25 protein-coding genes and 1 tRNA gene are annotated in these 24665 nt (G+C 70.1%); 6 read left to right on the top strand and 20 right to left on the bottom strand.

Features of this window, described 5'->3' with window-relative positions; genetic code table 11:
• Nucleotides 1–56 precede the first annotated feature (56 nt).
• Entirely contained in the window at nt 57–461 is a 405-nt protein-coding gene (locus ACYU7G_RS14030; RefSeq protein WP_461108859.1) for a VOC family protein, read from the bottom strand.
• 70 nt (nt 462–531) lie between these two features.
• Between ACYU7G_RS14030 and ACYU7G_RS14025 the strand changes: the two genes are divergently transcribed.
• Nucleotides 532–1146, top strand: a complete 615-nt coding sequence (locus ACYU7G_RS14025) for a TetR/AcrR family transcriptional regulator (RefSeq protein WP_461108857.1) — start codon at nt 532–534, stop codon at nt 1144–1146.
• A 54-nt stretch (nt 1147–1200) separates the two neighbouring features.
• On the opposite strand, the gene ACYU7G_RS14020 is transcribed toward ACYU7G_RS14025, so the two are convergent.
• The 6 genes from ACYU7G_RS14020 to ACYU7G_RS13995 form a co-directional block, all read right to left on the bottom strand.
• On the bottom strand, nt 1201–2055 hold the full coding sequence (locus ACYU7G_RS14020; RefSeq protein ID WP_461108855.1) for a sulfurtransferase: 855 nt from the start codon (nt 2053–2055) through the stop codon (nt 1201–1203).
• A 98-nt stretch (nt 2056–2153) separates the two neighbouring features.
• Nucleotides 2154–5501, bottom strand: coding sequence for an ATP-binding protein (locus tag ACYU7G_RS14015; protein WP_461109600.1), 3348 nt, complete (start codon nt 5499–5501; stop codon nt 2154–2156).
• 2 nt (nt 5502–5503) lie between these two features.
• On the bottom strand, nt 5504–6340 hold the full coding sequence (locus ACYU7G_RS14010) for a DUF4194 domain-containing protein (protein WP_461108853.1): 837 nt from the start codon (nt 6338–6340) through the stop codon (nt 5504–5506).
• The gene (locus tag ACYU7G_RS14005) at nt 6333–7808 is read right to left on the bottom strand and encodes a DUF3375 domain-containing protein (RefSeq protein WP_461108851.1); all 1476 of its coding nucleotides are present in this window, start codon (nt 7806–7808) and stop codon (nt 6333–6335) included. Before ACYU7G_RS14005 ends, ACYU7G_RS14010 begins: the two co-directional genes overlap by 8 nt.
• Nucleotides 7809–7956: 148 nt before the next feature.
• Nucleotides 7957–10131 carry a glycoside hydrolase family 3 protein gene (locus ACYU7G_RS14000; RefSeq protein WP_461108849.1) on the bottom strand — a complete coding sequence of 725 codons (2175 nt, stop codon included), beginning with the start codon at nt 10129–10131 and terminating at the stop codon, nt 7957–7959.
• A 26-nt stretch (nt 10132–10157) separates the two neighbouring features.
• Complete coding sequence (locus tag ACYU7G_RS13995; protein WP_461108847.1) at nt 10158–10511, bottom strand: MFS transporter; 354 nt, start codon at nt 10509–10511, stop codon at nt 10158–10160.
• Nucleotides 10512–10644: 133 nt separating this feature from the next.
• Here ACYU7G_RS13995 and ACYU7G_RS13990 point away from each other — a divergent pair, with 133 nt between their 5' ends.
• The 3 genes from ACYU7G_RS13990 to ACYU7G_RS13980 all read left to right on the top strand — a co-directional run bounded on the left by ACYU7G_RS13990 (nt 10645) and on the right by ACYU7G_RS13980 (nt 13761).
• Nucleotides 10645–11103, top strand: a complete 459-nt coding sequence (locus ACYU7G_RS13990; protein ID WP_461108845.1) for a GNAT family N-acetyltransferase — start codon at nt 10645–10647, stop codon at nt 11101–11103.
• A gap of 18 nt (nt 11104–11121) precedes the next feature.
• Complete coding sequence (locus ACYU7G_RS13985) at nt 11122–12069, top strand: alpha/beta fold hydrolase (protein WP_461108843.1); 948 nt, start codon at nt 11122–11124, stop codon at nt 12067–12069.
• Nucleotides 12070–12384: 315 nt separating this feature from the next.
• A complete protein-coding gene (locus tag ACYU7G_RS13980; RefSeq protein WP_461108841.1) occupies nt 12385–13761 on the top strand; it encodes a heparan-alpha-glucosaminide N-acetyltransferase domain-containing protein in 1377 nt (458 codons plus the stop codon).
• Nucleotides 13762–13808: 47 nt separating this feature from the next.
• Here ACYU7G_RS13980 and ACYU7G_RS13975 read toward each other — a convergent pair.
• Nucleotides 13809–13884: transfer RNA gene (locus ACYU7G_RS13975), tRNA-Ala, on the bottom strand.
• A gap of 222 nt (nt 13885–14106) precedes the next feature.
• On the opposite strand from ACYU7G_RS13975, the gene ACYU7G_RS13970 reads away from it, so the two are divergent.
• Nucleotides 14107–14481, top strand: a complete 375-nt coding sequence (locus ACYU7G_RS13970) for a VOC family protein (protein ID WP_461108839.1) — start codon at nt 14107–14109, stop codon at nt 14479–14481.
• 3 nt (nt 14482–14484) lie between these two features.
• On the opposite strand, the gene ACYU7G_RS13965 is transcribed toward ACYU7G_RS13970, so the two are convergent.
• Genes ACYU7G_RS13965 through ACYU7G_RS13940 form a run of 6 tightly spaced genes read right to left on the bottom strand, consistent with a single transcriptional unit; the run spans nt 14485 to nt 18228 of the window.
• Nucleotides 14485–15096, bottom strand: a complete 612-nt coding sequence (locus tag ACYU7G_RS13965) for a histidine phosphatase family protein (protein ID WP_461108837.1) — start codon at nt 15094–15096, stop codon at nt 14485–14487.
• 4 nt (nt 15097–15100) lie between these two features.
• A complete protein-coding gene (rsfS, locus tag ACYU7G_RS13960) occupies nt 15101–15511 on the bottom strand; it encodes a ribosome silencing factor (protein WP_461108835.1) in 411 nt (136 codons plus the stop codon).
• 9 nt (nt 15512–15520) lie between these two features.
• Complete coding sequence (nadD, locus tag ACYU7G_RS13955) at nt 15521–16177, bottom strand: nicotinate-nucleotide adenylyltransferase (protein WP_461108833.1); 657 nt, start codon at nt 16175–16177, stop codon at nt 15521–15523.
• Nucleotides 16174–16302, bottom strand: coding sequence for a hypothetical protein (locus ACYU7G_RS13950; RefSeq protein ID WP_461108831.1), 129 nt, complete (start codon nt 16300–16302; stop codon nt 16174–16176). Before ACYU7G_RS13950 ends, nadD begins: the two co-directional genes overlap by 4 nt.
• Nucleotides 16303–16331: 29 nt before the next feature.
• Nucleotides 16332–17573, bottom strand: coding sequence for a glutamate-5-semialdehyde dehydrogenase (locus ACYU7G_RS13945; protein ID WP_461108829.1), 1242 nt, complete (start codon nt 17571–17573; stop codon nt 16332–16334).
• A gap of 10 nt (nt 17574–17583) precedes the next feature.
• A complete protein-coding gene (locus ACYU7G_RS13940; RefSeq protein ID WP_461108827.1) occupies nt 17584–18228 on the bottom strand; it encodes a hypothetical protein in 645 nt (214 codons plus the stop codon).
• Between the two features lie 151 nt (nt 18229–18379).
• Here ACYU7G_RS13940 and ACYU7G_RS13935 point away from each other — a divergent pair, with 151 nt between their 5' ends.
• Nucleotides 18380–19747 carry an NAD(P)-binding protein gene (locus ACYU7G_RS13935; RefSeq protein WP_461108825.1) on the top strand — a complete coding sequence of 456 codons (1368 nt, stop codon included), beginning with the start codon at nt 18380–18382 and terminating at the stop codon, nt 19745–19747.
• Here the strand turns inward: ACYU7G_RS13935 and ACYU7G_RS13930 are convergent.
• The 6 genes from ACYU7G_RS13930 to ACYU7G_RS13905 all read right to left on the bottom strand — a co-directional run bounded on the left by ACYU7G_RS13930 (nt 19692) and on the right by ACYU7G_RS13905 (nt 24497).
• Nucleotides 19692–20765, bottom strand: a complete 1074-nt coding sequence (locus ACYU7G_RS13930; RefSeq protein ID WP_461108823.1) for a tellurite resistance/C4-dicarboxylate transporter family protein — start codon at nt 20763–20765, stop codon at nt 19692–19694. The two genes, ACYU7G_RS13935 and ACYU7G_RS13930, sit on opposite strands and share 56 nt — an antisense overlap.
• A 39-nt stretch (nt 20766–20804) precedes the next feature.
• The gene (proB, locus tag ACYU7G_RS13925; protein ID WP_461108821.1) at nt 20805–21869 is read right to left on the bottom strand and encodes a glutamate 5-kinase; all 1065 of its coding nucleotides are present in this window, start codon (nt 21867–21869) and stop codon (nt 20805–20807) included.
• Nucleotides 21859–23316, bottom strand: coding sequence for a GTPase ObgE (gene obgE / locus ACYU7G_RS13920; protein ID WP_461108819.1), 1458 nt, complete (start codon nt 23314–23316; stop codon nt 21859–21861). Before obgE ends, proB begins: the two co-directional genes overlap by 11 nt.
• Before the next feature lie 110 nt (nt 23317–23426).
• Complete coding sequence (rpmA, locus tag ACYU7G_RS13915; protein WP_143936702.1) at nt 23427–23684, bottom strand: 50S ribosomal protein L27; 258 nt, start codon at nt 23682–23684, stop codon at nt 23427–23429.
• Between the two features lie 10 nt (nt 23685–23694).
• The gene (rplU, locus tag ACYU7G_RS13910) at nt 23695–24003 is read right to left on the bottom strand and encodes a 50S ribosomal protein L21 (protein ID WP_461108817.1); all 309 of its coding nucleotides are present in this window, start codon (nt 24001–24003) and stop codon (nt 23695–23697) included.
• A gap of 209 nt (nt 24004–24212) precedes the next feature.
• Nucleotides 24213–24497, bottom strand: coding sequence for a hypothetical protein (locus ACYU7G_RS13905; RefSeq protein ID WP_461108816.1), 285 nt, complete (start codon nt 24495–24497; stop codon nt 24213–24215).
• Between the last annotated feature and the right edge of the window lie 168 nt (nt 24498–24665).

Raw genomic sequence — 24665 nt, 5'->3', positions numbered from 1 at the left:
CGCACTCCCCCGGCCGGGAACACCCGCGACCCGTCACCCGAGAAGGCCAGAGGCGCTCACTGCAGGTAAGCTTGGGCGAATTCCGCAGTCGGCTCGATCGGCTGGATGACATCCAGCAGGACCCCATCAGGTGCGGCGACGATGAAGTGGCGTTGGCCGAAGTTCTCGCTCCGCAGGGACAGCACCGTGTCCAGGCCTGCCTCCCGGACCAACCGCTCGTGCATGGCGTCGACGTCATCCACCTCGAGGTTGACGATCACCCCGGTAGGGAGGTTTCGGTATCCCTCCGGCACGGTCGGGTGGTCGTGGGACAGGAGGGCCAGTTCGAAGGAACCCAGCCTGAGGCTCACATACCAGGACGACTCATAGGTGGTCTCGAAGCCGAGACGGCCTCGGTAGAACTCTGCTGCGCTGGCGACGTCCGCCGAGGCCAGCACCGGGTAGAAACTCGTGATCCGCATGCGCCTCCTCCTTACGTACTATGTGCATGTATCCCACATCATACATACACACTGTACGTGAGGAACCACCATGGCAAGAGCATCAGCCGCTGAGGCCGCCCGCACAGCGGGGTCGGTCCTGGAGTGCGCCACGTCGCTGTTCCGGGAGCGAGGCTTCTCCAAGGTTTCCCTGGACGACGTTGCCAAGGCCTCGGGAGTCACCCGCGGTGCGGTCTATCACCACTACGGAAGCAAGTTGGGCCTGTTCCTCGCCGTTGCCGACGGGCTGCAGAAGCGAGTCGCCGAGGCCGTCGTGGCCGCAGCTGAGGCAGCCGGGAGCGACCCCCGGAAACAACTCTCCGCAGGCTCCCACGCGTTTCTGGAGACCATCACCGGCCAGGACATGGTGCAGGTGCTGATGGTGGACGGACCCGCGGTGGTGGGTTGGCAGGAGTGGCGTCGACTCGACTCCGCGAACTCGGTGACACACCTGCGTGAGGTGCTGGCTTCCACAGGGACTCCTACGGAAGTCCTGGATGCGATGACCGCGCAACTGTCCGGCGCCATGAACGAAGCAGCGTTGTGGGTGGCCCAGCACCCGGACGCCGCTGCGGCGAGAGCGCAGGCGCACCAAGCACTCCAGAGGCTGTTGGACGCTGCGGTGGGCGGCTTCACGGATGGTGGGACTGCGAGGTCCCCGTCGTGACAGTCGGCGGAACACGGCGCCGGCGTGTGACGAACAGCTACCAACCAGTGGTGATCAACCGGTGGCTGCGTCTCCATGCTCCGGCCCGGTGGCGACGGGCAGACCCGGGGTGTTGCTCCACTGCGACCAGGAGCCGGGGTACAGCGCCGCGCGCAACCCTGCCAGCTCCATGGCGGCGACGGCGTGGGCCGCGTTGACGCCGGAGCCGCAGTAGGCGGCGACGGTGCGCTCGCCGTCGGCTCCCACTCCGGTGAGGTGGGCGCGGATCTCGGCTGCGGGGCGGAAGTGGCCCCCGGAGTCGAGGAGTTCGAGGTTGGGTGCATTCACAGCGCCCGGGATGTGTCCGGCCACCGGATCCATCGGCTCCACCTCGCCGCGATATCTCTCGGGCGCCCGCACGTCCAGGAGCAGGCCGTGTGCCGGCAGAGCGGCCGCCTCGTCGATGCCGATCACCGGCATGTGCCCCCAACCGAGTTCGATATCGCCCCGTTCGGGTTCCACCGGGCCCTGCTCCACCGCTCCCCCGGCGGCCCGCCAGGCGGCGAGTCCGCCGTCGAGGATGCGGACGTCGGAGATCCCGGCGTGGCGCAGCAGCCACCAGCCCCTGGCGGCCGCGACCCCGTTGCCGGCGTCATGCACCACCACCGCGTCCCCGTCCCGCAGGCCCCAGCGGCGCGCGGACTCCTGCAGCTGTTCGACGTCGGGCAGCGGGTGGCGGCCCTCGGAGGGCTCACCGTGCGCGGACAACTCCGTCTCCAGGTCCACGTAGACCGCGCCGGGCAGGTGCGCGGCCAGATGGTCCGCGCGGCCGTCCGGCTGTGCCAGCGTCCAGCGGACGTCCAGGACGCGGGGCGGGTTCGCCGAGGCGACGAGGGTGCGGAGTTCCTCCGCGGAGACGATGGGATTCACGTGCGTGATCGTACCCCGCCTGCAGTGTGCCGATTGCGCTGGTTTCGACTCGCCCTGACTCGTTCCTCGCCGGGGCGGCTCAACCGACGGGGTGACGGTCAGTCGGCCAGCGCCACCTTCGGCTTCGCCCACGAGCGGCCGCGGGTGTCCTTGAGGATGTCGTACTCGACGTCGACGTGTGGCTCGATGGCGGAGTACTTGTCGTTGGGGGCACCGATCACGAGCTGGAACCCGAGCCCCCGCCAAGCGCCGATGGCGCGGCGGGTGAAGTGGGCGTCGGCCTTGATCAGGGCCTCGTCGAGGAACACGGGCGCGTAGCGGGGCCGCTCCGAGCCGGGGTCGCCCAGCTGGTAGCGCAGCGCTGCGCCGACGATGAATGCGATCAGCTCCTGCGACTCACCGCCGGACTTCTCGCCGATGTGGTCGTACAGCGAGACGTGCTCGCCCGTCGCGGCGCGGACGCGTTCGGCCGAGACTCGGACGTGGTTGCGGACGTCGATGAGGTCGGAGAAGTCCGGGGCGGTGCGGCGGATGCGGTTGATGAGCTTCGCCATCCGGTGGTAGACGGCCTCGCGCTCCTCGTCGCTCCCGGCGGCTTCGATCATTGCCCGGACGTCGCGGAGCTCCTTGCGGAACCGCTGCCGCACCGCCGACTGGTTCTCCCTGGTCATGATCTGGAGGCGGTGGTGGTCGTCGTAGAACGGCAGGTCAGCCATGATCTGGTTGATCGGTTCGATCCGTTCCCGGATCTCCCGCAGCGCGCGGCCGAGGGTCGAGTCCAGGTTGGTCAGGTCGTTGCCTGAGAGCTTCAGCAGCGAGTCGCGCCACTCCTTCTCCAGCTCGTGCAGGCCGCTGGCCTCGAGCTCGGAGAGGATCCGCTCGAAGTCGTCGACGGAGCCGTCCGGGTCCGGCAGCAGGTTGGGGTTGGGCCAGCGGTCGAGGAACGTGGTCAGGGTGCGGCGCAGGGTCTCGCGCTGCTCCACGAGGGTGTCCTGGGCGGTGGCCCTGTCGACGGCGAGCCGCTGCGAGGCCATCGCCAGTGCCGCGTCGAAGCGGGCCAGCACCTCCGACGGCTTCCCGGCGCGCTGCTCGTCGGGGACGGCGAACTGGGCGTCGAGGTAGGCGGCCTGTTCCTCACCCAACTCGCGTTCCCGGTCCTCGGCGTCCTCGAGGATGGCGCCGGCCTCGTCCACCTCGTCCATCACGCGCGCCCAGCGCTCCTGCACGGCGTCGCGGCTCTCCATGGCGCGGCCGACGTCCTGGTTAAGGGCGCTCATCTTGGAGCGGGCCTTCTTGATCTGGGCCTGGATGCTGGCGATCTTCGGGTTGCCCTCGGTGACCTCGTCGATGACGCCGAGCCAGCGGTCCCGCTGCGCCTCGACGCCGTCGGTGTCCACCTGCTCCCAGCCCAGGCCGAGCACGGTCTGGAAGGCGGTGCGTTGCTCGTCGAGCGCATCGAGGGCGGTCCCTGCCTTCTCGACGGCGTCGATGGCGTCCAGCAGCCGGACGCGGGCGTCCTGGATGTGGGCGTCGAGGTCTGCGAGGCGGCGTTGGTTGGAGAAGCCGAGCACGTTGCCGCGGCCCTGTCCGCCGTGGGCGCCGCGATTGCCCTGCGAGACCTGGCCGGTGATGGTGAGGGCCTTGCGGTGCCGGTTCAGGTCCGCCGGGTCATCCACGCAGACGAACTCGAAGCGCTCCTCCAGCCGCTCCTGCAGCCAACCGGTGAACTTGGTGCGGCGGAAGTCCAGCCTGCCGGGCAGGATCCGGTCATCGCGCAGCTCACGGATGCTCATGCCGGTGGGGACGCCCTCGTAGCTGAGGCGCACCGGGACGCGGGTGGAGTTGATGGCAGCCCGGAACCCGGCGACGTCCTCCGCGTCGATCAGCAGGGTGGTGGCGAACCCGCCCAGCGCCAAGTTGAAGGCCTCCCGCCACGGCTCGAACTCCGTGCGCACCTCCACCAGCTCACCGACGAACGGCAGCTCGTCGGGGCTCAGCCCGGCCGCCTCCGCCAGCAGCGTCCGGGCGCGGTGCAGGTGCTCGGGGATGTTGTCGCGCCGGCCCTGCGCCTGCCGGTGCTCGGCCTGCAGCTCGGTCACCTGCGCCTCCGCCCGGCCCTTCTCCGCCATCGCGACGGCGTAGGCGTCGCGGGCGGTGGCCTTGGCGTCGGCGTCGTGAAGGCTGACGCGGGCGCGGTCCGCCAGTGCGTTGAACTGCTTCGCGCTGCGGACCTCGGTCTGCAGCACCGCCAGCGCACGGTCAAGCTTGTCCCGGTTGGCCCGCACCTGCTCGAGGCGGCGTTCGGCCTCGCGCAGTTCCCGCTGGGCCGTGTCGAGCCTGTCGCCGCCAGAGGCGCGCAGCACGTCGTTGAGCCCGTCGCGCTCGTCCTCGGCGGCGCGGGCGAGGGCCTCCTTCTCGGCGACGACGGCGTCGGCGGCCTGGGAGCGGTCGCGCAGTTCCGTCTCGACCTCCCGCAGCAGGTCCAGGCGACGCCCGGCCCGCCACAGCGACGCGACTGAGTCGGGCTCGGTGAACTGGCCCACCTCGTCGATCACCCGCAGCCGTTCGGAGGCCGCCTCGATGCGGGTGCGCAGCTCCCGGACGGGCGCCAGGGTGGCCACCTGCTTGCGCGCGGTCAGCATGCGCTCGCGGGTGCTCTCGAGCCCGTCGAAGTGCTCGACGACGGCGTCGGCCGCGGCGAGGGTCTCGGGCTCCTCGAGCACCATCCGCTTGTAGAGCTCGTCAACCGTGGTGATCTGCTGCCCGGCCTGGATGCGGGCCAGCAGGCTCATGGCCTTGGCGCCCGCGCCGGCGGCGCCGATGCCCAGCACCGAGTGCAGCCGGGCGGAGAACTCCCGGTCCGTCGGGACCGTCTCCAGCCCGGTGGCACGCACGGCCGAGTCGGTGAGCCTGCGCCCCACGGCCGCTTCCAGCCGGCGCAGGTCGAACGGTCCGTCGACGGTGGCTCGGATGCGCACGGTGTCCTCCAGCACCCGCCCGGAGGCCGGGATGTACCAGGCGCGGACCGCGGTGAAACGTGACCCGTCGTGGTCCACCCAGGTCATGGCGATGGCGGTCCAGGTGTCCACGCCGTCGCCGCGCAGCACGCGGGTGCGGGTGGCGCCGGCGTCGGTGCGGGCCTCGTCCAGCTTGCCGCGGCCGTAGGAGAGGATGTTGCGCTGGTCGACGCCGCGGGGCCGGCCTACGACGCCGCCGTTGGAGGCGCCGTTGAACGGGGTGGTGTGCGGCATCATCAGGGCGATGTAGGCGTCCATCAGGGTCGACTTGCCCGAGCCCGAGCCGCCGCACAGCAGCGTCGAGGTGGGTGAGAACCGAACCCGGTGCGGGCCGTCGTAACCGCCCCAGTTGACCAGTTGCAGTTCCTCGGCCACCCACTGCTGGCCGCGGGAGGCGGCAGGGATCAGCCCGAAGAGGGTGTCCAGCATGCTCACAGTGCGTTCTCCTCGTCGTCGCCGAACAACGGATCTCCCGGGGGCTCCTCGTCGACGTCGTCCGGCTCGTCGTCGGTCTCGGCGTCGGGCTCCTCGACGTCCGCATCGTCGAGTTCGTCGTCCTCGTCGCGCTCGTCGGCGTCGTCGAGGTCCTCGTCGCTCATGCCGGAGCCGCGGGCGGTCTGCTCCCGCAGCCAGGTGCTGAGCTCCTGCAGCCGCTCGGAACTGAGGACGATCTCCACCAACGAGCTGATCCGGTAGCGACCCTCGGACTCCTCCTCGATGATGCCCTCCTTGCGGAGGCGGGCCAGAGCGTTGCGGATGTGGGTCTGGCGGCGCAGGACGTCGCCGTCGGACTCCGCGAAGTAGGTGAGCACGGTCTGTTCGACGTCCTCGACGTCGACGCGTGCGGCCTGCTCCCCCGCCGTCGACTCGCGCTGGTAGACGGTGCGCAGGTGCACCAGCACCAGGGCCTCGGCGCGGGTGTAGGACTCGTCCTTCAGCAGGATCGGCACGCCCATCTCCTCGGAGCGCACCTGCTTCTTGTAGGCGACGCCGCGCTCATGGTCCACAACCAGCCGGACGAACAGGTCGTTGAGCCTGGACTCGATGACCTGCTGGTTGTCGATGAGCGCCTTCCAGTCGTCCTTGTGGCGGTCACGCTGCAGGAAGCGGCGCTGCAGCAACCGCACCAGCGCGCGGCGGACCTCGTGGTCCAGCACGCCGCGGTCACCGGCGAACAGCTCGTCGGGGTCCTCCTCCATGGCCACGGGCTGGATGAACGGTCCCTCGGCCTCGTCGGTGGTCTCCTCGGGGGCGATGGTGTCAGTCAAGGCTGTCCTCCATGGTGGTGCGCGCCGTCACGGCGCCGAAGGCGAACCGACGGGTGCTGCCGTCGGGACGGATGGCCGTTGCCACGGAGACGTCGTCGGTCTCCGTCATGCCGTTGCGGTGGGCGATCTCCAGGAGCCCCAGCAGGTCCACGGGGCGGCGGGTCTCGTCCGTCGCCCCCTCGAACGCGGCGGCGAGGTCGAAGGTGTCCCCCAGCCCCGCGACGTGCTCCTCGAGTTCGCGGTAGCGCGGGCCGCCCCAGTTGCGGGTGTCGGCGTGGACGAACTCGACGTCGCCGGCGTCCCGCAGCGGTTCCGGGGCGCCCGGGGGCTGGATGTCGCTCACGCTCTGGCGCAGGTGGCCGACGTCGGCCACTGGGAAGCTGCGCAGCGGCTCGACGGCGTCGTTGCTGCGGCCCCCGGCCTGCATCCACGCCTGGAGGCCGGACATGACGTCGCGGAGGAGGTCGTCCACCTGGCGGTCACGGACCGGGTCGTGGGTGCGGACCTGGGCGGTGATGACCTGGGAGGCGCGGCGCTGCGCCACGAGCACCTCCTGCACCCCCTGCTCCACACGCCTGCCTATGGCCCGCAGCTCCGCACGCTGCTCGGCGTCCAGGAGCCGAGCGAACGGCTGCACGAGGACGGAGTGGAGCTGGTCCGCGAGTTGGTCGATGTGCTCCGGGCTGCCGATCAGTCGCAGCGCCCCCGCGAACGCGCGGCCCTCCGGGGTGGCCTCCATGACGTGCTGGCCGCGCTGCAGGTACTCGCGCAGCACCTCACCGGTGGGCCGAATGTCCTGGCGCAGGTCCGCGACGACGTCGCGCTGCATGGCCTTGATGGACTCGGCCACCCGGGCGAAGTCCGCGGGCAGTTCGCGGGCCAGGTGGAGGACGTTCTCCGCCTCCTCGATCAGCTGCTCCTCCTCCACCGCCTCGGGTTCACCGCCGGCGAGCAGGCGGCCGATCTCGGCGTCGAGGGCGTCGCGTTCGGCCTGCAGCCTGGCCAGTTGGGCGTCGCGATCGCTCTCCGCGTCGTTGGCAAGGCGTTCCACCGCGTCCAGCAGGGTGCGGACGCGGGAACTCGAGACCCGGGCCCCTCCCCCGCTGGTGCGTCCGGCGATCTCGAGGGCACCGACGGCGTGCGCCGAGAGGCGGTACACCTCCGTCTCGCCGTCGATCTGGCGCACCAGCCAGCCCACCTTCACCCAGTGGCCGCAGAGCTCGCGGGCCGGGACGGAGGGCAGGCGCAGCTCGTCGTCGCCCACCCCGGCGGAGCGGAGCTGCTCCAACACCTCGGTGATCTCCGCGTGCGCGTCGGCGATGGCCACGGCCGGGCGGTCCGGGGTGAACACGATGGACAGCGCGGTCACCACGAACGGGGCCTGGCGGCCATGGAGCAGGTCCAGCGTCGGGTTCCGGAACGCTGCGACGGAACGACGATAGGCGGCTTCGGCGCGGCTGTTCGTCATTCGGCCAAGAGTAGTGGGACACTGCGCGGCACCTCCAATCGGTTCCGGGCACACCCGTCGGCCCTGGCTCCCGCCAGGAAAGTTCGCCCCAGCTGGAGCAGGGGCGAACTGACCGGACGGGAGCAAACGGGTCCGGCGGCTGTCGGGCTCAGTACGTCAGCCCGTGCCCGTACTCGAACAGCGCCCCGTCGGCGGTGTCGCCGTAGCCCGGCAGGTCGCTTGCCTGCTCCTCGACGGCGGCGATGCTGGCCGCGAGGGAGAACGGCATCCGCCCCTGGGGCGCGAACCTGCCGGAGAGCACGTCCACCAGCGCCTCGGTGGAGATCCCGAAGGTCGCGACGATGGCCCCGGCCTCGCGCAGCCCGCTGGTCTCGTCCAGCACGAACGGCTGCCGGAAGTAGACGTTGAGCACCACCTTGGCGGGGTCTCCCACCTCGGCCGTCACCTCCTGGATGGTGCGCAGCGACGGGCGCACGCTCCACGACTCGGCCTCCTCCATGCCGCTGAAGTCGATCACGCCGCTCTCCCACGGCAGCGGACCGCCGAAGGGGAGGCCGTCGTCGGTGCACTTCTCGGCGCCGTAGGCCACGCCCGCGTCGGCGGCGCCGTACGGGCTCTTGCCGTCGAGGCCGCGGACGCCCTCGAATACGATCGGGTTGGTCTTGTCGGGGCGCAGCCCGTAGGCCGGGTCGTCGCTCTTGTACTCGCGGGTGCCGAGGGTGAGCGCGCTGAGGTTGACGAGCACGTAGTCCGCACCGGCGGCGCTGGGTCGTTCCTCGGCGTTGCCGTCGACCACATCGTAGCCCTGCGCGGTCAACACGTCGGTCTCGAGGGCGCCCAGGACGTAGACCTTCGCGCCCTGCCGCAGTGGCAGGACGGCACCCTGGCCGTCGGAACGGTCACGGTTCTGGAGCAGCACCACGGACTTGCGCTGCACATCGAGCGCGACGTCGGTGTGGTCCGGCGCGCCGAGCGCCGCGTCGGCCGCGCCGTCGTCGACGTAGGGGTCCTCGAACAGCCCCATCAGGAACATGGGCGTGAGCAGGCGTCGGGCCGCCAGGTCGATGCGATCGGCGCTGACGAGGCCCTTTTCCACGAGGTCGGTGATGACGCTGATGTCGTTGAACCCGGACAGCGTGTCGGAGCCGGAGTTGATCGCCGCCGCAACCCGTTCGGGGACGGTGACCTCCTCCAGGCCCCAGGCCCGGTCCGTGATGATGCCGGTGTCGGAGTTGACGTAGCCGGCGAAGCCGAGCTTGTCCCGCAGCAGTCCGTTGACCACCTGGTCGCTGAAGGCCATGCCGATCTGGTCGTAGGTGACCCCGTCGTGGGTGACGTTCATCGGCACCCCGTAGTACGGCATGATGGCCGCCGCGCCGGCCGCGATGGCGGCCTTGAACGGCTCGAGGTGCTGGGCGAAGTTCCCCCCGGGGTAGACCTGGGTCTTGCCGAACGAGTAGTGCGGGTCGAGGCCGCGTTCCTGCGGGCCACCGCCCGGGAAGTGCTTGATGGTGAGGGCGACGTCGGTGTTCGGGCTGAGCGACGAGCCGTCGACGACGTCTGGGCCCTGCAGCGTGCGCAGCAGCGCGGTGATGATCTTGCCGGTGAGGTCCGCGTTCTCGGTGAAGCACTCGTGGGTGCGGTACCAGCGGGGCTCGGTGATCAGGTCCGCCATGTAGCCGTACATGCCGCGCAGGCCGATGGCGCGCCACTCGGCGCCCATCACCTCTGCGAACTCGGTCACCGGGTCCATGCTGTCCTCGCCGAGGGCCGCGGCCGCGAGCCCGGACTCCTTCGGGAAGCCGCTGAAGGCTCCGTTGCTCTCGTTGATGCCGGCGCGGGCATCCGGGTCGATGTGGTTGCGGGCGTTGGACTTGGCCAGCACCGGGATCCCCAGCCGGCTGGCCTCTGCCAGTTCCTGCACCGAGTTCATGAAGTCCGCCGCCTGCTGTGGCGTGACCGAGGAGCCGGCGATGAACGGGTGGTCGTCGTCGCCCTGCTTCTCCTCCCCCGGCACCGCCACCACGTTGCGGAAGATGATGCGCCGCATGTGCTGCTCGGTGAGGTAGCGCCGGCCGTTGTCGGTGATGACCCCGCCCCAGGCGGCGTTGACCGTGTCGATCAACATCAGGCCGGCCTTCTCCTCCAGGGTCATGCGCTGGACCAGGTCCGCGGCCCGCTCCGCGGCGGGGAGCCGCCAGTCCTCGTAGGGCGACAGTTCGCCGTCGCCGTCCAGGTCCTTGAAGCGGAGCCCGTCGGCCTCGATCGTGGCCTTCGTGCGGGCACGGAGTTCCGGCTGGTCAGCGGGGCTGTTGGTGGGCATGGCTCCTCGATTCTGGCGGGTGTCGGTCAGGCTTCGGCTTCGGGGCCGGGCTCAGCCCCGCGGGAACGCTGAACAGCAGCACGAACACGATCGCGAGAGGCGTGCTGCCGAACAGCAGCCACGGCCGCAGCCGCCCCCCACCGCGTGTTGGTGCGGTCCACCACCTGCCCGGCCAGGAGGTCGGCCACGCCGGCCCAGATCTTGGTGACGCCGTAGATGGTGCCCGCCACCCCGGTCGAGACGCCGGCGATGTCTGTCATGTAGACCATCAGGAACATCGACGTCATCATGAACGTGAGGTTGTTGGCGACGTCACCCAGCGAGTACGAGAACACCTGCCCGCCGGACAGTGTCCCGCCGTCACCAGTCTTCTTCGTCATCCTCAGCTCCTAATCAATGCCGTGGGCGACGGGGCGTTCGATCCCCGGGGCAAGCGACTCTGAGACGTGAATCTGATGCTAGCGGGCTGCAATCCCGGCGGCTGATGAATCCAGCAACGCATAGGGTCGTCACATGACCGATGCACCGTTCGTCCCCGAAGACTTCGATCCGCCGACGGCGCTCGTCACGGAGGACTTCCGCCTCGAGCCCCTGGGCCCCCAGCACAATGAGTCGGACCTCGCGGCGTGGTCCTCCAGCGTCGAGCACATCCGCGCCACCCCGGGCTATCCCGACGGCAGCTGGCCACCGCCGGACGGGATGTCGCTGGAGCGCAACCTGGCCGACCTGACCCGGCATGCCGCCGACTTCGCCGCCCGCAAGGGATTCACCTACACCGTGCTGGATCCCGTGCACCAGGACGTGATCGGCTGCGTCTACATCTACCCCTCACACAAGCCCGGCTTCGACGTAGAGGTGCAGTCCTGGGTGCGCGCCGACCGGGCCCACCTGGACCGGCCGCTGGCCGACGCCGTCGAGGCTTGGCTGACGAACGAGTGGCCGTTGGGCAGGCGCGACCGCCACGGACGCTGAGTCCGGCACACTGCTCCCATGACCACGGACAGCGAGTACGCCTCGTTCCTGCCTTCCCGCCTGGCTGCACGCGTCGTGGATCCCGAACAGACCTGGTGGCAGTGGCGCGGTCACCGAGTCCACGTCGCTCGACGACGTCGGCCCGACGCACCGGTGCGGTTGCTGCTCGTCCACGGGGCCGGTGGACACGTGGGTGCGTTGTGGCCGCTCGTGTCACTCCTCACGGCCGACGTAGACGTCGCCGCCGTCGACCTCCCGCTCTACGGCCGCACGGACACACCGGACCCGGCCAGCGTGCGCTACGAGGACTGGCTGGAGCTGCTGGCGGACCTGGTCACGGAGGAGGACGACGACCGGCCTCTTGTGCTGCTGGGTGCGAGCATCGGCGGGATGCTGGCCTACGAGACCGCCTGCCGCACGGGTGCGGTGGCCGCCGTCGCCGCGACCTGCCTGCTGGACCCGCGTGACTGGCGCGTCCGGGCCCACCTCACGCGCTTCGGACGGCTGGGACTGCTGGCCGGGCCGTTGACCCGTCTGGTCCGCGGGCCACTCGCCCGGGTGATGATCCCCCTGCGCTGGACCGCCAACCTGTCGGCGATGAGCCGAGACCCCGAACTGTCGGCGCTGTGTGCCCGCGATCCACTCGGCGGCGGCGCCCGGGTCCCGCTCGGATTCCTCGCGTCTTATCTGCGGCACCGACACCTGGCGCCTCGGACCGCCACGGTCCCGGTCCTCCTGCTGCATCCCGGCCGTGACGACTGGACACCTCCCGAGTTGAGCGTCCGGGTGCTGGCACGGGCGGCGTCGCCGTCGAGGATTGTGCTGCTGCGCGAGTGCGGCCACTTCCCCGTCGAAGAGCCCGGGATCGACGACCTGCTGGGCGAGTTGGATGGCCTGCTTGGGACTGTTGCCGAAGATGGCGCCGGGCAAGGGGGCGCAGTTAGCTCCGTCTCCGGGGCAGAGTGAACCAGCCAAGTGCGCCACCCATTCAGGCCACTGAAGCCGCTTCCAACCCCGGGTGCCGAAACTCGGGTTCCGCACCCCTACACTTCGCTCATGCAGACTGGTCCGGACTTCCGGGGAGCGGGGGCCCCGGTGGCCGTGGCACCCCCTTCGACACCCACGCCCACACCGGACGCCCAACTCCGAGCCACCCCGGTGGACCCACGCTGGGGGCCACCAGTCCCTGCGCCCCGGCCGCACGCGCACGCCACCGCCCCGGGACGCCGGCCCTGGTTCCCGGTGCTTCGCCGTCGCGGCGACCGTAGTAAGCCTCGAATCGTGGGGGTCGACGCGGTGCGCGGCTTGGCGGTGGTCGGCATGGTCTTCGCCCACGCCGGCTACGTCGGTGAGTGGGGCGAGGAACTGTCCGCGTTCGTGGGCATCTCACACGGACACTCGTCGATCCTGTTCGCCGTCGTGGCGGGCCTCTCGCTCGGCATGATCACGGGCGGCACCAATCCCCCGTCGGGTGCGCAGTTGTTGCAGACGCGCCTGAGGATCGGTGGCCGGGCCGCGGCCCTCCTGTTGGTCTCGGGTGCGCTGACCATCCTCCCGAGCGGGGTGGCCGTGATCCTTGCCTCCTACGCGCTGTGGTTCGTGCTCGTGCTCCCCTGCCTGCGCTGGCCACCCAAGTGGCTGCTGGTGGCGGGCCTGTTGCACCTGGCGCTCGGGCGGTTGGTGGCCGACCTGCTCCTGGCGATGCTGTCCTTGGCCGGGATGTACCCGGCGGGGTCCCCCGAGGACTTCGTGCCCACCCTTCTGCTTTCGGGGACATATCCCGCAGCGGTGTGGCTGGGTTTCGTGCTGCTGGGGATGGCCGTTGCCCGCTGCGGCATCCGGGAGACGCGGGTGCTTGTCAGGTTCGCCGCGGCCGGTCTGGCGGCCTTCGTGCTCGCGAGTGCCCCGTTCGTGATCAGCCAGGGTTCCCTCGCACCGATCTTCGCCGGCACCGACTCCTTCGCGGAGCAGGAGGGTGACGAGGGCCCCGTACTGCAGGACTGGTGCCTGGACCAGGATGCCGAAGAGCTCTATCCCTGCACCATGGCGGAGTACGAGGAGCAGGAGGCGAGCTTCACCGAGGAGGACTACGACCTCTACTGGGTCCTCTACGAGCAACTCCCCTACGACGAGCAGACCGAGCTCTGCCTAGAGGTGGACCGGGAGTTGCTGTACTGGTGCACCCCGGAGGAGTACGACGAGCAGCAGCCCCTACTCTCCCCCGAGCAGCTGGAACTCCAGACCCGCCTCCAGGTGGGCGTGCTGGGCGGCCTCTTCACCGACTACGCAAGCTTCTCCCTGTTCACCCTGGACCCGCACTCCGGCTCTCCTTTCGAGGCGTTCGCCTCGGGTGGTCTGGCAGTGTTCCTGGTCGCCGGGGCCATCCTCGTCGGGCGCAACCGGATCGCGCGCGCAGCCATGTGGCCCCTGTCCGTGATCGGGTCCATGACGTTGACCGCGTATGCGGCCCACGTCGTCGTGATCGCCTACGTGCCCGACGACGCCACGTCGAACACGTATGCCATCTGCCTGACGTTGGGATTGGTGTTGTTCTGCGCCATCTGGCGGGCCCTGTTCGTGGCCGGGCCGCTGGAGTACTTCGTCGGTGCCATGGCGGACCGCACCGCCACGATTCCCGGCCCGCGAGGGCGCGGGTGAGTTGTGGAACGGGAGAACCCGCGCCGAGGTTTCGACGCGGGTTCCGGTGGTGGAGCTAAGGGGATTCGAACCCCTGGCCTCTTCCATGCCATGGAAGCGCGCTACCAACTGCGCCATAGCCCCAGTTCCCGCTCATTCGCGGGCTCGGCAATGCTAGCGCACGCTCCCCGGCGATCGCCAATCCGCGTCGCCGCAACCGAGAGCTTGGCTGTTGGAGTCCCCGGTTGCACTGAGCCCCGGCCGGCCCGGCAAGCCGGGTCCCTGCAACCGAGAGCTTGGCAGTCTCAGCCCTCGGTTGCACCGCAGCGGCCGCGGACTGTCAGGGCGTCGTGCGAGTCTTCAACCATGGCAGCACACAACCACTCCATCCCACTGTCCATCGACTACGTGGAGATCAGCGTCACTGACATGCAGGCCGCCCGGGACTTCTACGGGGCAGCGTTCGGCTGGACGTTCAACTCCTATGGGGACCAGTACTCCGGCATCCGCACGGCCGCGGAGGCGGGGACCGACGAGGAGGCCGGCGGCCTGGCCCTGGCCGAGCAGGTCACGCGCGGCGGGCCGCTGGTCCTCCTCTACAGTGATGACCTCGACGCCACTGCGGAAGCGGTCACAGCGGCGGGTGGGACCATCAGCAGCGGGCCCTACGAGTTCCCGGGCGGGCGGCGGTTCCAGTTCCTCGACCCGAGCGGCAACGAACTGGGGGTCTGGGGGTCCTGATGCTCACTGGGGGGCGACGTTGTGGCCGATGATCCAGGCGCTGCCGTCCGGCGCGATCCCGATCTCGGTCCAGTGGGCGTTGGCGAGCCCGCCGAGGATGCGTGACTCGGCCTTGATGCCGACGAGGTGCTGCGCGATCTGCGAGAGCATGAACCCGTGCCCGACGACGAGGACGTCGTGCCCACGGTGGCGTTCGATGATCTCCGTCAGGGCCGGCATCGCGCGCTCCACCATCTCCGCGATGGTCTCCCCCTCCGGGGAGCGGCGGAAGTCCTTGCCCTGCCAGTAGAGCTTGGCGAAGTCGGGGAACTCGGCCTCCACCTCGGCGCGGGTCTTGCCGCTCCAGGAGCCCATGTGGATCTCCTGCAGTCGGGGGTCCACCACCACGGGCAGTTCGAGGTCCTTGGCTACGGTTTCCGCCGTCACGCGGGCACGTGCCAGGTCCGAGGAGTAGACGGCCATGAAGTCGCGCTTGCCGAGGGTGCGGGCGGCCGCGTGGGCCTGCTCGATGCCGACGTCGTCGAGGTGGACGTCGTGCTGACCCTGCATGCGGTCGGTGTGGTTCCACTCCGTGCGGCCGTGCCGCAGGAGGACGAGCCGCGTGAGGTTCACCATCGGGTCACCAGTTCTCGAGCTCGTCCTGGAACGGGTCGTTCTCGGGCTGTTCGGGCAGGTCCAGGCCCAGTTCGATCTGGGGGCAGTCCTTCCAGAGCCGCTCCAGGTTGTACAGCGAGCGCTCCTCGGTGTGCTGGACGTGGACGACGAAGTCGATGTAGTCCAGCAGGACCCACCGGTTCTCGCGGTCGCCCTCGCGTCGGACCGGCTTGATGCCGTCCTTCAGCAGGGCCTCCTCGACACCGTCGACGACGGCTCCCACCTGGCGCTCGTTGCGGGCGGAGGCGATCACGAACACGTCGGTGATCGCGAGCTGCTCGCTCACGTCGAACGCGACGATGTTGGTGGCGAGCTTGTCAGCGGCGGCCTGGGCGGCGGTGCGGACGGGGGTGAGTTCTTCTTCGGTGACCGGCAACGGTTTCTCCTATGCGTCTGGGTCTGCGGCGAGCCGGTAGAGGCCACGCTTCTGGATGTACTGGACGATGCCGTCCGGCACCAGGTACCAGATCGGTTCGCGTTCCTCGACGCGCGCACGGCAGTCGGTGGACGAGATGGCCAGCGCGGGCACCTCGAGCAGGGTCACGCGGTCGCCCGGGAGGTGCTTGATGTCGTCGACGGTCATCGGGACCCCGGGACGGGTCACGCCCACGAACTGGGCGAGGTCGAACAGTTCGTCGGCGCCGCGCCAGGTGAGGATCTGGCGCACGGCATCGGCGCCGGTGATGAAGTACAGGTCCGTGTCCGGGCCGCGCTCCTCGCGCAGGTCCTTCAACGTGTCGACGGTGTAGGTGTTGCCGGGGCGGTCGATGTCCACCCGGGACACGGAGAACCGGGGGTTGGAGGCGGTGGCGATCACCGTCATCAGGTAGCGGTCCTCGGCCAACGAGACGTCGCGGTCCGCCTTCTGCCAAGGGATGCCGGTGGGGACGAACACCACCTCGTCGAGGCTGAACTTGGCGGCCACCTCACTGGCGGCCACCAGGTGCCCGTGGTGGATCGGGTCGAACGTGCCGCCCATCACACCGAGGCGGTACCGCTCCCCCGAGTACTGGCGGTCCCGCCGCAGCTGCGTGCTGGTCACTTCGTGTTTGGCCGACCCGAACCCATGCCGGTGACCCAGATGATCAGAGCCATGGCGATGGCGAACACGACGATGCCAGCGGTGATGCTGGGCAGCCCGGTGGTTTCCAAGAGTGTTGCAAGCATGTTGGGGATCCTATCGGTTCGTGGCGCGCTCAGGCACGCACTTGGCCGTCGCCCTCGATGACGTACTTCGTGGAGGTCATCTCGGGCAGGGCCATCGGGCCGCGGGCGTGGAGCTTCTGGGTGGAGATGCCGATCTCCGCCCCGAAGCCGAACTCGCCACCGTCGACGAATCGGCTGGAGGCGTTGACGAGGACGGCAGCTGCGTCCACCTCCGCGACGAACCGGTCGGCAGCGGACTTGTCGGAGGTGACGATGGTCTCCGAGTGGCCGGTGCTGTAGGTGCGGATGTGTTCGAGCGCCTCGTCGATGGAGTCCACCACCTTGGCCGACAGGTCCATGCTGAGCCACTCGCCGGTGAAGTCCTCCAGCTTGACGGGCAGCACGTCGTCGGAGGCGGCCGCGAAGGCCTCATCACCGTGGACGGTGACGTCGTGCTCACCGAGCGCCGCGAGCGCCTTGGGCAGGAACTCGTCGGCGACGTCGCGGTGGACGAGCAGGGTCTCGAGCGCGTTGCAGACGCTGCAGCGCTGGGTCTTGGCGTTGACCATGATGTCCAAGGCCATGTCCAGGTCAGCGGAGGCGTCGACGAACAGGTGGGTGTTGCCGGTGCCGGTCTCGATCACGGGCACCTTGGAGCCATCGACGACCGCCTGGATCAGCCCGGCGCCGCCGCGCGGGATGAGCACGTCCACCAGGCCGCGGGCCTGCATCATCTCCGTCGTGACCTCGCGGCCGCCCTCGACGAGGTTGACGGCGTCGGGGTTGATCCCGACGCCCTCCAGACCGGCACGCAGGGCGGCGACTGCAGCCTTGTTGGTGTTGAAGGCGGAGCTGGAGCCGCGCAGGAGCGCCGCGTTGCCGGACTTCAGTGAGATGCCGGCGGCGTCGGCGGTGACGTTGGGGCGGGCCTCGTAGATGATTCCCACCACACCGAACGGCACCCGGACCTGGGTGACCTTGACGCCGTTGGGCAGCCGCCAGCCGCGGATCACGTCGCCGACGGGGTCGGGCAGCGCGGCCAGGTCCCGCAGGCCCTGCACCATGCCGGCCACCCGGTCCGGGCTGAGGCTGAGGCGGTCGATGATGGACTCGGGCGTCCCGTTCTCACGGGCGTTGGAGACGTCGACGGCGTTGGCCTCGAGCAGGCTCGGCTCCGCGGCGGCCAGGGAGTCGGCCATGGCGTGCAGGGCTGCGTCCTTGGTTGCGCGGTTGAGGCTGACCAGTTCGATGCTCGCGGCCCGAGCGGCGCGGGCCTGGGTGTTGAAGTCCATGCCCGGAAGTCTAGGCGACCGCCTCGACCCCTCCCGGCGCCATCTCGTCCACCACCGCGACGGGGCCAGCGGTGCCGCGCAGGCGACGCAGGCCGTAGTAGGCGGCGTTGCCGCCGCACAGGATGATCATGACGCTCGCGCACACGGTGATGGCCCATTCGGTGACGCCGATCCCCCACGTCAGCCACAGGGCCTGGACGACGACGTTGACCAGCAGGGTGGGCACCGAGATGCCCGAGAGGTCCGCGGCGCGGCGCATCACGAGGAACTGCGAGATCTGCGCGAATGCTGCGGGCACGGCGACCACGAGTCCGAAGACGACGGCTCCGGCCAGGAGGTCCAGCCCGAACAGTGCGAGCGCCAGCCCCAGCGGCAGCAGCAGGCTGCGCAGGAAGCTCTCCTTCCGGTCCGCCGCGATGAACCAGAGGATGCCGGTGGCGATGGAGGCACACACGAGGTTCGGGATCTGGAGCTGGACGGCGCCGACGAAGAAGCCGTGCATGGCCCAGGCGCCGGTGGTGCCCGCCGAGATCTGCCACAGCCGGGTGGACAGGCCCGCGGAGACGCGGGTGCGACCGATCCGGATGAGCTGGGGAATGGCGGCGGACATGCCGAAGGCGGCAGCGACCCAACCCAGGATGTCGTAAGCGGGCAACGTCGTTCCTTTTCGAAACAGAGGTGTGGAGGTTCGGCGAGCGCCGGGGTGAAACGTTACGGCACCCAGTCTACGGCCTCGCGGGAGTAGAATTCACCCATGACAAAGCGGTCGGCCGCCGAGGGCGACGATCCCGTTGACCGAGCCCACGATGCCTCGTGAGAAGCCTTGCGAGTACTTGGTGGTGGGTGCCGGCGCGGCGGGGCTGGCCTTCGCGGATGCGCTGGTCGAGCACGTGGATGCCCGGGTAACGCTCATCGACCGACAGCCGGGGCCGGGTGGCCACTGGCGCGACGCCTACCCGTTCGTGCGGCTCCACCGGGCTTCCAGCTTCTACGGCGTCGCGTCCATGCCGCTGGGGCAGGGCCGGCTGCAGACCGATGGCCCGGAGGCGGGGCTGGCCGAACGCGCCACCGGTGCCGAGATCCTGGCCTATTTCGAGGGCGTGCTGGTGCACCTGCTGGCCACCGGGCGGGTCGAGTTCCACGGCGGGTCCACCTGGACCGGCGGCCGGGGATTCGTCGACGCCACGGGTCGGCAACACTTGGCCCCGCCGCACGCGCGGGTGGTGGACGCCACCTACCGGGCCGCGCACGTACCCGCCACCACGCCTGCTCCCTTCGACGCCGCCCGCGGCACGCGCGTGGTCCCGGTGGGGGCACTCCCACGCGTCGGCGCCGAACATCCCGAGTACGTGGTGGTGGGTTCCGGCAAGACCGCCACCGACGCCTGCGTGTGGCTGCTGCAGCAGGGCGTGGCGCCGGAGGCCGTGTGCTGGGTGCGGCCCCGCGAGCCCTGGATGGCCAACCGCGCCCGCGTCCAGCCGGACCCGGCGACGATGTTCCAGATGGTGGCCGACACCTGGGAGGCCGCGGCCGCGTCGTCGTCGCTGGAGGAGTTCTTCCTCAGGCTCGAGGAGGCCGAGATCATGCTGCGCATCGACACCTCGGTGGCGCCCACCATGGCCAAGGCACCCACGATCGCCGGCTGGGAACTGGACCTCCTGCGCCGCATCCTGCGGGTGGTGCGCGGTGCCCACGTCACCGCGGTCGAGCCCGGAAGGCTCCGCTTCACGGACGCCACGGTCCCCATCCATCGCGACGCCGTCGTCGTGCACTGCGCCGCCTCCGGGCACGCGTACCCGCGGCTGGTGCCGCTGTGGGGCGAGGTGATCCGCCTGCAGACCATCCGCGCCGGGTTCCCCTGCTTCAACGCCGCGCTGGCGGGCTACGTCGAGGCCACCCGCACCGACGACGCCGAGAAGAACCGGCTCTGCCCGCCCTCTCCCCTGCCCGACTCCTTGGCGAGCTGGGTGGAGATGCAGGTGCGGGGTGCTCGCGCGGCGGCCGCCTTCATGGCCGAACCGGACGTCGCAGCCTGGGCGCAGACCACGTGCCTGAACCCGGCCCGCCTGCAACCGGGAGACGCGGACCGCCCCGAAGTGGGCGCGGCGCTCGAACGGGTCAGGCGGAGCGCCCCGACTGCGCTGGCGCGGCTGGCCGGCCTCGCAGGCCTTTGACGATGCCGACGCACATCGTCACCAGCACCACCGCCCACACGGCCACCGCCACCCACAGGAACCGGCCCCCGATCCAGCCGACGATGGGCAGGTTGTCCGCCCTCCCCAGGTAGATGCCGGCCACCGCGTACATGCCCAGCGGGAAGACCATGGACCACATCGCCGCCTCGTAGCGCAGGGGCACCTCGTGGATGAAGTGGCGCCAGATCCCGATTCCCACCAGCGCCGGGATCAGCCACGTCGCGAACGCCCAGAACACGACGGCGGCCGCCGCCACCGGGGCGCGCATCACCGAGACCATGGCCGTGTCGCTCATCTCCACGATCCTGGAGCCCGCCAGCACCGTGATGGCGCCCGCCCCCATGGTCACCCAGTAGGGCGGCCCCATCTCCTCGACGGGGATGCCTCGGGTGAGCACCCGGATGATCAGCGCGCAGCCGATGACCGCGTACAGGATCACACCGATCCCCCACGACAGCACCGCGATGATCGACAGGCCGTTGCTGAAGGCACCCGCCGTCGGCTCCAGCGACGCCGCGAGCACGGCCACGGACTGGCTCGCGACGGACCAGATGAACCAGGTGCCGTTCAGGCCGGCGAGGATGTCGTCGCCCTGGTTCCTGCCCACCACGAGCCCGGGGATCACGTAGCCCAACACCAGCCAGGCGAGGAAGGACAACCCCAGCAGCACGAACGGCAGGACCGGGACCCCGGCGGCCGCGAGCCTCGCGCCGAGCACGTTGGTGCCGGCTACGAAGGTGAAGAAGGAGAAGCCGTTGCGCGGGCCGGAGAAGTCGGCGACGACGTCCCGCGGGAACCAAAACGCCCGCCAGAGCGTTAGCACGAGCAGGACGGCGTAGGCCACCGCGGCGATCGCCAGCAACACGGTGGAGAAGACGTGGAAGCCCTCCAGTTCGAGACCGAGCGAGATGATTCCCGTGGCCATGACCAGCGCGAAGTACCCCGGCGGGAGGCGCTGCACCGCCGAGACCAGTGAAGATTCCTGCGCTTGCGTCACAGGCCGAACGTTAGCGGGACACAACAGGGTGCCGCTGGCTCACAGCAGGATCATGCGGTCACGGTGGATGACGGCCCGGGTCTGGTCCGACGGTCCCGTCAGGTCCGCCGAGCCGTAGGCCACGAAGCCGCGCGCGAACGGCTGGCCGTCCGGGCCCACGACGGCGACGGGATCACCCTCGCTGAAGGCGCCCTCCACCCGGACCACGCCGGCGCCCAGCAGGGAGGCGTGGGTGTTCTTCAGCGCCTGTACCGCACCGGCGTCGACGTGCAGGGCGCCACGGGTCTTGGCGGCGTGGGCGAGCCACAGCAGCCGCCGGGGCCGCCGCTTGCCGATGGGTGTGAAGTGGGTGCCCACCTCGTCGCCGGCGAGGATCTGCGGGAGTTGGTCGGCGTGGCCGAGGACCACCTGGACGCCGGCCTGGGATGCGATCCGGGCTGCCTCCAGCTTGGTGCGCATGCCGCCGGTGCCCACCTTGGAGCCCACCCGGGAGGTGTCCACGGTGAGTCGGTCCACGTCGGGGACCTCGGTGATCAGTTTGCTGCCCGGTTCGCTGGGGTGGGCGGTGTAGAGGCCGTCGACGTCGGTGAGCAGCACCAGCGCGTCGGCGCGCACCAGGTGGGCCACGAGCGCGGCGAGCCGGTCGTTGTCGCCGAAGCGGATCTCGTGGGTGGCGGTGGTGTCGTTCTCGTTGATGATGGGCACCACGCCCAGCCGGAACAGCCGCGAGATGGTGTTGAGGGCGTTGCGGTAGGTGGTTCGGCGCAGCACGTCGTCGACGGTGAGCAGCAGCTGGGCCACCAGCACGTCGTGCTTGGCGAACGCCTGCCGGTACTGCTGGACCAGGATGCCCTGGCCGACGGCCGCCGCGGCCTGCTGCGTCTCGAGGTCCCCGGGCCGCTTCTCCAGGCCGAGGGGCGCGAGGCCCGCGGCGATGGCGCCTGAGGTGACCAGCACCACCCGGCAGCCTCCCCGGTGCAGGGCCGCCAGCTCGGAGGCGAGGGTTTCCACCCGTTCGACGTCGAATCCACCATCAGGGGTGGTCAGCGACGAGGAGCCGACCTTCACCACCAGCCGGGAGGCGTCCTTGATCTCACTCCTCATCTTCGGCGGCCTTGCGGGCGTGGTACTCGGCGTCGATGCGGCGCCGCCTGGCCGCGGCGGGGCGCTCCTCCTCCAGACGGGCGTCCTCACCGCGTCGGGACAGGATCTCCGCGCCGATCTCCACCTGCGGGGCGAAGTCGAACACGACGGCGTCCTCCCCACCGATGGCGACGGCGTCGCCGGGCAGCCCACCGATGCGCAACAGCTCCGCCTCGATGCCGATCCGGTTCAGCCTGTCGGCGAGGTAGCCCACGGCCTCGGGGTTGTTGAAGTCCGTCTGGCGGATCCAGCGCTCGGGCTTCTCGCCGCGCACGCGCCACAGGAACCCGCCCTCGCCGTCGCCCTTCTTCACGATGGTGAACTCGGGCTCCTTGGCGACGCGGCCCACGGGCTTGGGCCGCAGCACCGGACGCTCCTCGACGGGCTCGGGCAGGGCCGCGCGGCGGGCCTCGACGATCTTGGCCATGGTGAACTTGAGCTCGTTCAGGCCCTCACCGGTCTTGGTGGAGATCTCGAAGACGCGGTGGCCCTGCTTCTCCAACTCGGCGCGGGCCATCTCGGCCAGGACGGGCGCGTCGGGCAGGTCCATCTTGTTGAGCGCGACGAGCCGGACGCGGTCCTCCAGGCCACCGTGGGCGCTGAGTTCGGCCTCGATGACCTCGAGGTCTGCGATCGGGTCCCGGCCCGGTTCGTAGGTGCCCAGGTCGATGACGTGGACGATCGCCTGGCAGCGCTCGATGTGGCGCAGGAAGTCGAAACCGAGGCCCTTGCCCATCGAGGCGCCCTCGATGAGGCCGGGGACGTCGGCGACGGTGTAGGTCACCTCGCCGGCGACGACGACGCCGAGGTTGGGCACGAGCGTCGTGAACGGGTAGTCGGCGATCTTCGGCCTGGCCCGTGAGATGGCTGCGATCAGGGACGACTTGCCGGCGGACGGGAACCCGACCAGGCCGACGTCGGCCACCACCTTGAGCTCGAGCTGCAGCAGCCGTTCCTCGCCGTCCTCACCGAGCAGGGCGAAGCCGGGAGCCTTGCGGGAGGCGGAGGCCAGCGCCGCGTTGCCGAGCCCGCCGTGGCCGCCGCCGGCCGCCACGTACTCGTCGCCGTCGCGGGTGAGGTCCGCCAGCACCTTGCCGGTGTTGGCGTCGGTGATCAGGGTGCCGGGTGGCAGGGTGAGCACGATGTCCTCACCGTTGGCGCCGTGCTGGTGGTCGCCCTTGCCGGGCTGGCCGTTGGTGGCCTTCCGCACGGACTGGCGGTGGTACTCCACCAAGGTGGTGACGGCCTCGTCGACGCGGAAGATGACGGAGCCGCCGCGGCCGCCGTTGCCGCCGTCGGGGCCGCCGAGGGGCTTGAACTTCTCACGCTTGACGGAGGCGCAACCATGCCCGCCGTTGCCGGCCTGCACGGTCAGCTTGACTCTGTCGACGAACGACGGGATGGCCATGGATTCCTCCTGGGAAGTCTTGCTGGACAACGCTACCGTGTCCGGCACAAATGAAAGGAGAGGCAGCCATCAGGCTGCCCCTCCTTGCGTCAAAGCTGTTGCGTGTGTGCTCAGGCCTCGGCCGGAGCGATGTTCACGACGCGACGTCCGCGCTTGACACCGAACTCGACGGCGCCGGGAACCAGCGCGAAGAGGGTGTCGTCCTTGCCACGGCCGACGCCGGTGCCCGGGTGGAAGTGGGTGCCGCGCTGGCGAACGATGATCTCGCCCGCGCCGACGACCTGGCCGCCGAAGCGCTTCACGCCGAGGCGCTGCGCGTTCGAGTCACGACCGTTACGAGTAGAGCCAACGCCCTTCTTGGATGCCATCTCAGCTACCTCAGCTCTCGATGCCGGTGATCTTCACCTGGGTGTACCGCTGGCGGTGGCCCTGGCGCTTCTTGTAACCGGTCTTGTTCTTGTACTTGAGGATCCGGATCTTCGGACCCTTGGTGTTGCCCAGGATCTCGGCGGTCACGGAGACCTTGCCGAGGTCCTTGGCTGCAGAGGTGATGGTGTCCCCATCCACCAGCAGCAGGGGCTGCAGGTTGACGGTACCGCCGACCTCTTCGGACACCAGATCGATGTCCAGGATGTCGCCAACAGCAACCTTGTGCTGGCGTCCGCCGTTGCGCACGATCGCGTACACGCCTGACCTACCTTCTCAGCTCATTCGACTTCATTATCCGCGCCCCCTGGTGAGGACCGATTTCGTCTTGGGCACTGGCCGCACACGGAGAACCGCGGAGCCAAAAGCACCGATCGACAACTTTACGTGCTGGCCCGCTCCCGGTCAAACCGACCCACGCCGGGCTGTACCCCCACCGCCGCAGCCTACCGACTGGGCTCGGGCGACCGTCACCACCAGCAGGCCGGCCGCGGCGGGCACCGGCAGCAGCCACAGGGCCACGTCGCCACCTGCCGGGCCACCACCCACAGCAGCGCCGAGGCCAGCGCCGGCGCGAACATCACCAGGGCAACCACGCCCCAGGGCACCCCCAGCGCCTCCTGCGCCGACGGCGCGGCCACGGCCAGCGCTGCCAGCAGCAGGAACCAGCACACGAGCAGGAGCCGCGGTCGGCCGGCGGAGGGGGACGCCGTCGGGTGGGTGCGTGGGTGGTCGCTGGGCAGCAGCTGTGTCATGGCACCCAGCCTTCCGGGCGCACGCCGTCGCGTCAGTGGTGCAGGCACCCACCTTCTGGACGCCCCTTCGACCCGACCCGCCGAAGAAAATCGGCGCAAGGGGCGCCGGTGCCCTCCCCGCCCGATCTTCACGGCGTGTCGGGTCGACGACGATGGGGGGCGCCAGCA

Source organism: Tessaracoccus terricola (assembly GCF_054776555.1).
This window is presented reverse-complemented; position numbering and strand designations above follow the sequence as displayed.

What these genes read in the sequence shown, in the direction of transcription:
- ACYU7G_RS14030 (WP_461108859.1), bottom strand. Translation starts at nt 461, where the DNA reads ATGCGGATCACGAGTTTCTACCCGGTGCTGGCCTCGGCGGACGTCGCC.
- ACYU7G_RS14025 (WP_461108857.1), top strand. Translation starts at nt 532, where the DNA reads ATGGCAAGAGCATCAGCCGCTGAGGCCGCCCGCACAGCGGGGTCGGTC.
- ACYU7G_RS14015 (WP_461109600.1), bottom strand. Translation starts at nt 5,501, where the DNA reads ATGCTGGACACCCTCTTCGGGCTGATCCCTGCCGCCTCCCGCGGCCAG.
- ACYU7G_RS14005 (WP_461108851.1), bottom strand. Translation starts at nt 7,808, where the DNA reads ATGACGAACAGCCGCGCCGAAGCCGCCTATCGTCGTTCCGTCGCAGCG.
- ACYU7G_RS14000 (WP_461108849.1), bottom strand. Translation starts at nt 10,131, where the DNA reads ATGCCCACCAACAGCCCCGCTGACCAGCCGGAACTCCGTGCCCGCACG.
- ACYU7G_RS13995 (WP_461108847.1), bottom strand. Translation starts at nt 10,511, where the DNA reads ATGACGAAGAAGACTGGTGACGGCGGGACACTGTCCGGCGGGCAGGTG.
- ACYU7G_RS13990 (WP_461108845.1), top strand. Translation starts at nt 10,645, where the DNA reads ATGACCGATGCACCGTTCGTCCCCGAAGACTTCGATCCGCCGACGGCG.
- ACYU7G_RS13985 (WP_461108843.1), top strand. Translation starts at nt 11,122, where the DNA reads ATGACCACGGACAGCGAGTACGCCTCGTTCCTGCCTTCCCGCCTGGCT.
- ACYU7G_RS13970 (WP_461108839.1), top strand. Translation starts at nt 14,107, where the DNA reads ATGGCAGCACACAACCACTCCATCCCACTGTCCATCGACTACGTGGAG.
- ACYU7G_RS13965 (WP_461108837.1), bottom strand. Translation starts at nt 15,096, where the DNA reads ATGGTGAACCTCACGCGGCTCGTCCTCCTGCGGCACGGCCGCACGGAG.
- ACYU7G_RS13950 (WP_461108831.1), bottom strand. Translation starts at nt 16,302, where the DNA reads ATGCTTGCAACACTCTTGGAAACCACCGGGCTGCCCAGCATCACCGCT.
- ACYU7G_RS13945 (WP_461108829.1), bottom strand. Translation starts at nt 17,573, where the DNA reads ATGGACTTCAACACCCAGGCCCGCGCCGCTCGGGCCGCGAGCATCGAA.
- ACYU7G_RS13935 (WP_461108825.1), top strand. Translation starts at nt 18,380, where the DNA reads ATGCCTCGTGAGAAGCCTTGCGAGTACTTGGTGGTGGGTGCCGGCGCG.
- proB (WP_461108821.1), bottom strand. Translation starts at nt 21,869, where the DNA reads ATGAGGAGTGAGATCAAGGACGCCTCCCGGCTGGTGGTGAAGGTCGGC.
- obgE (WP_461108819.1), bottom strand. Translation starts at nt 23,316, where the DNA reads ATGGCCATCCCGTCGTTCGTCGACAGAGTCAAGCTGACCGTGCAGGCC.
- rpmA (WP_143936702.1), bottom strand. Translation starts at nt 23,684, where the DNA reads ATGGCATCCAAGAAGGGCGTTGGCTCTACTCGTAACGGTCGTGACTCG.
- ACYU7G_RS13905 (WP_461108816.1), bottom strand. Translation starts at nt 24,497, where the DNA reads ATGACACAGCTGCTGCCCAGCGACCACCCACGCACCCACCCGACGGCG.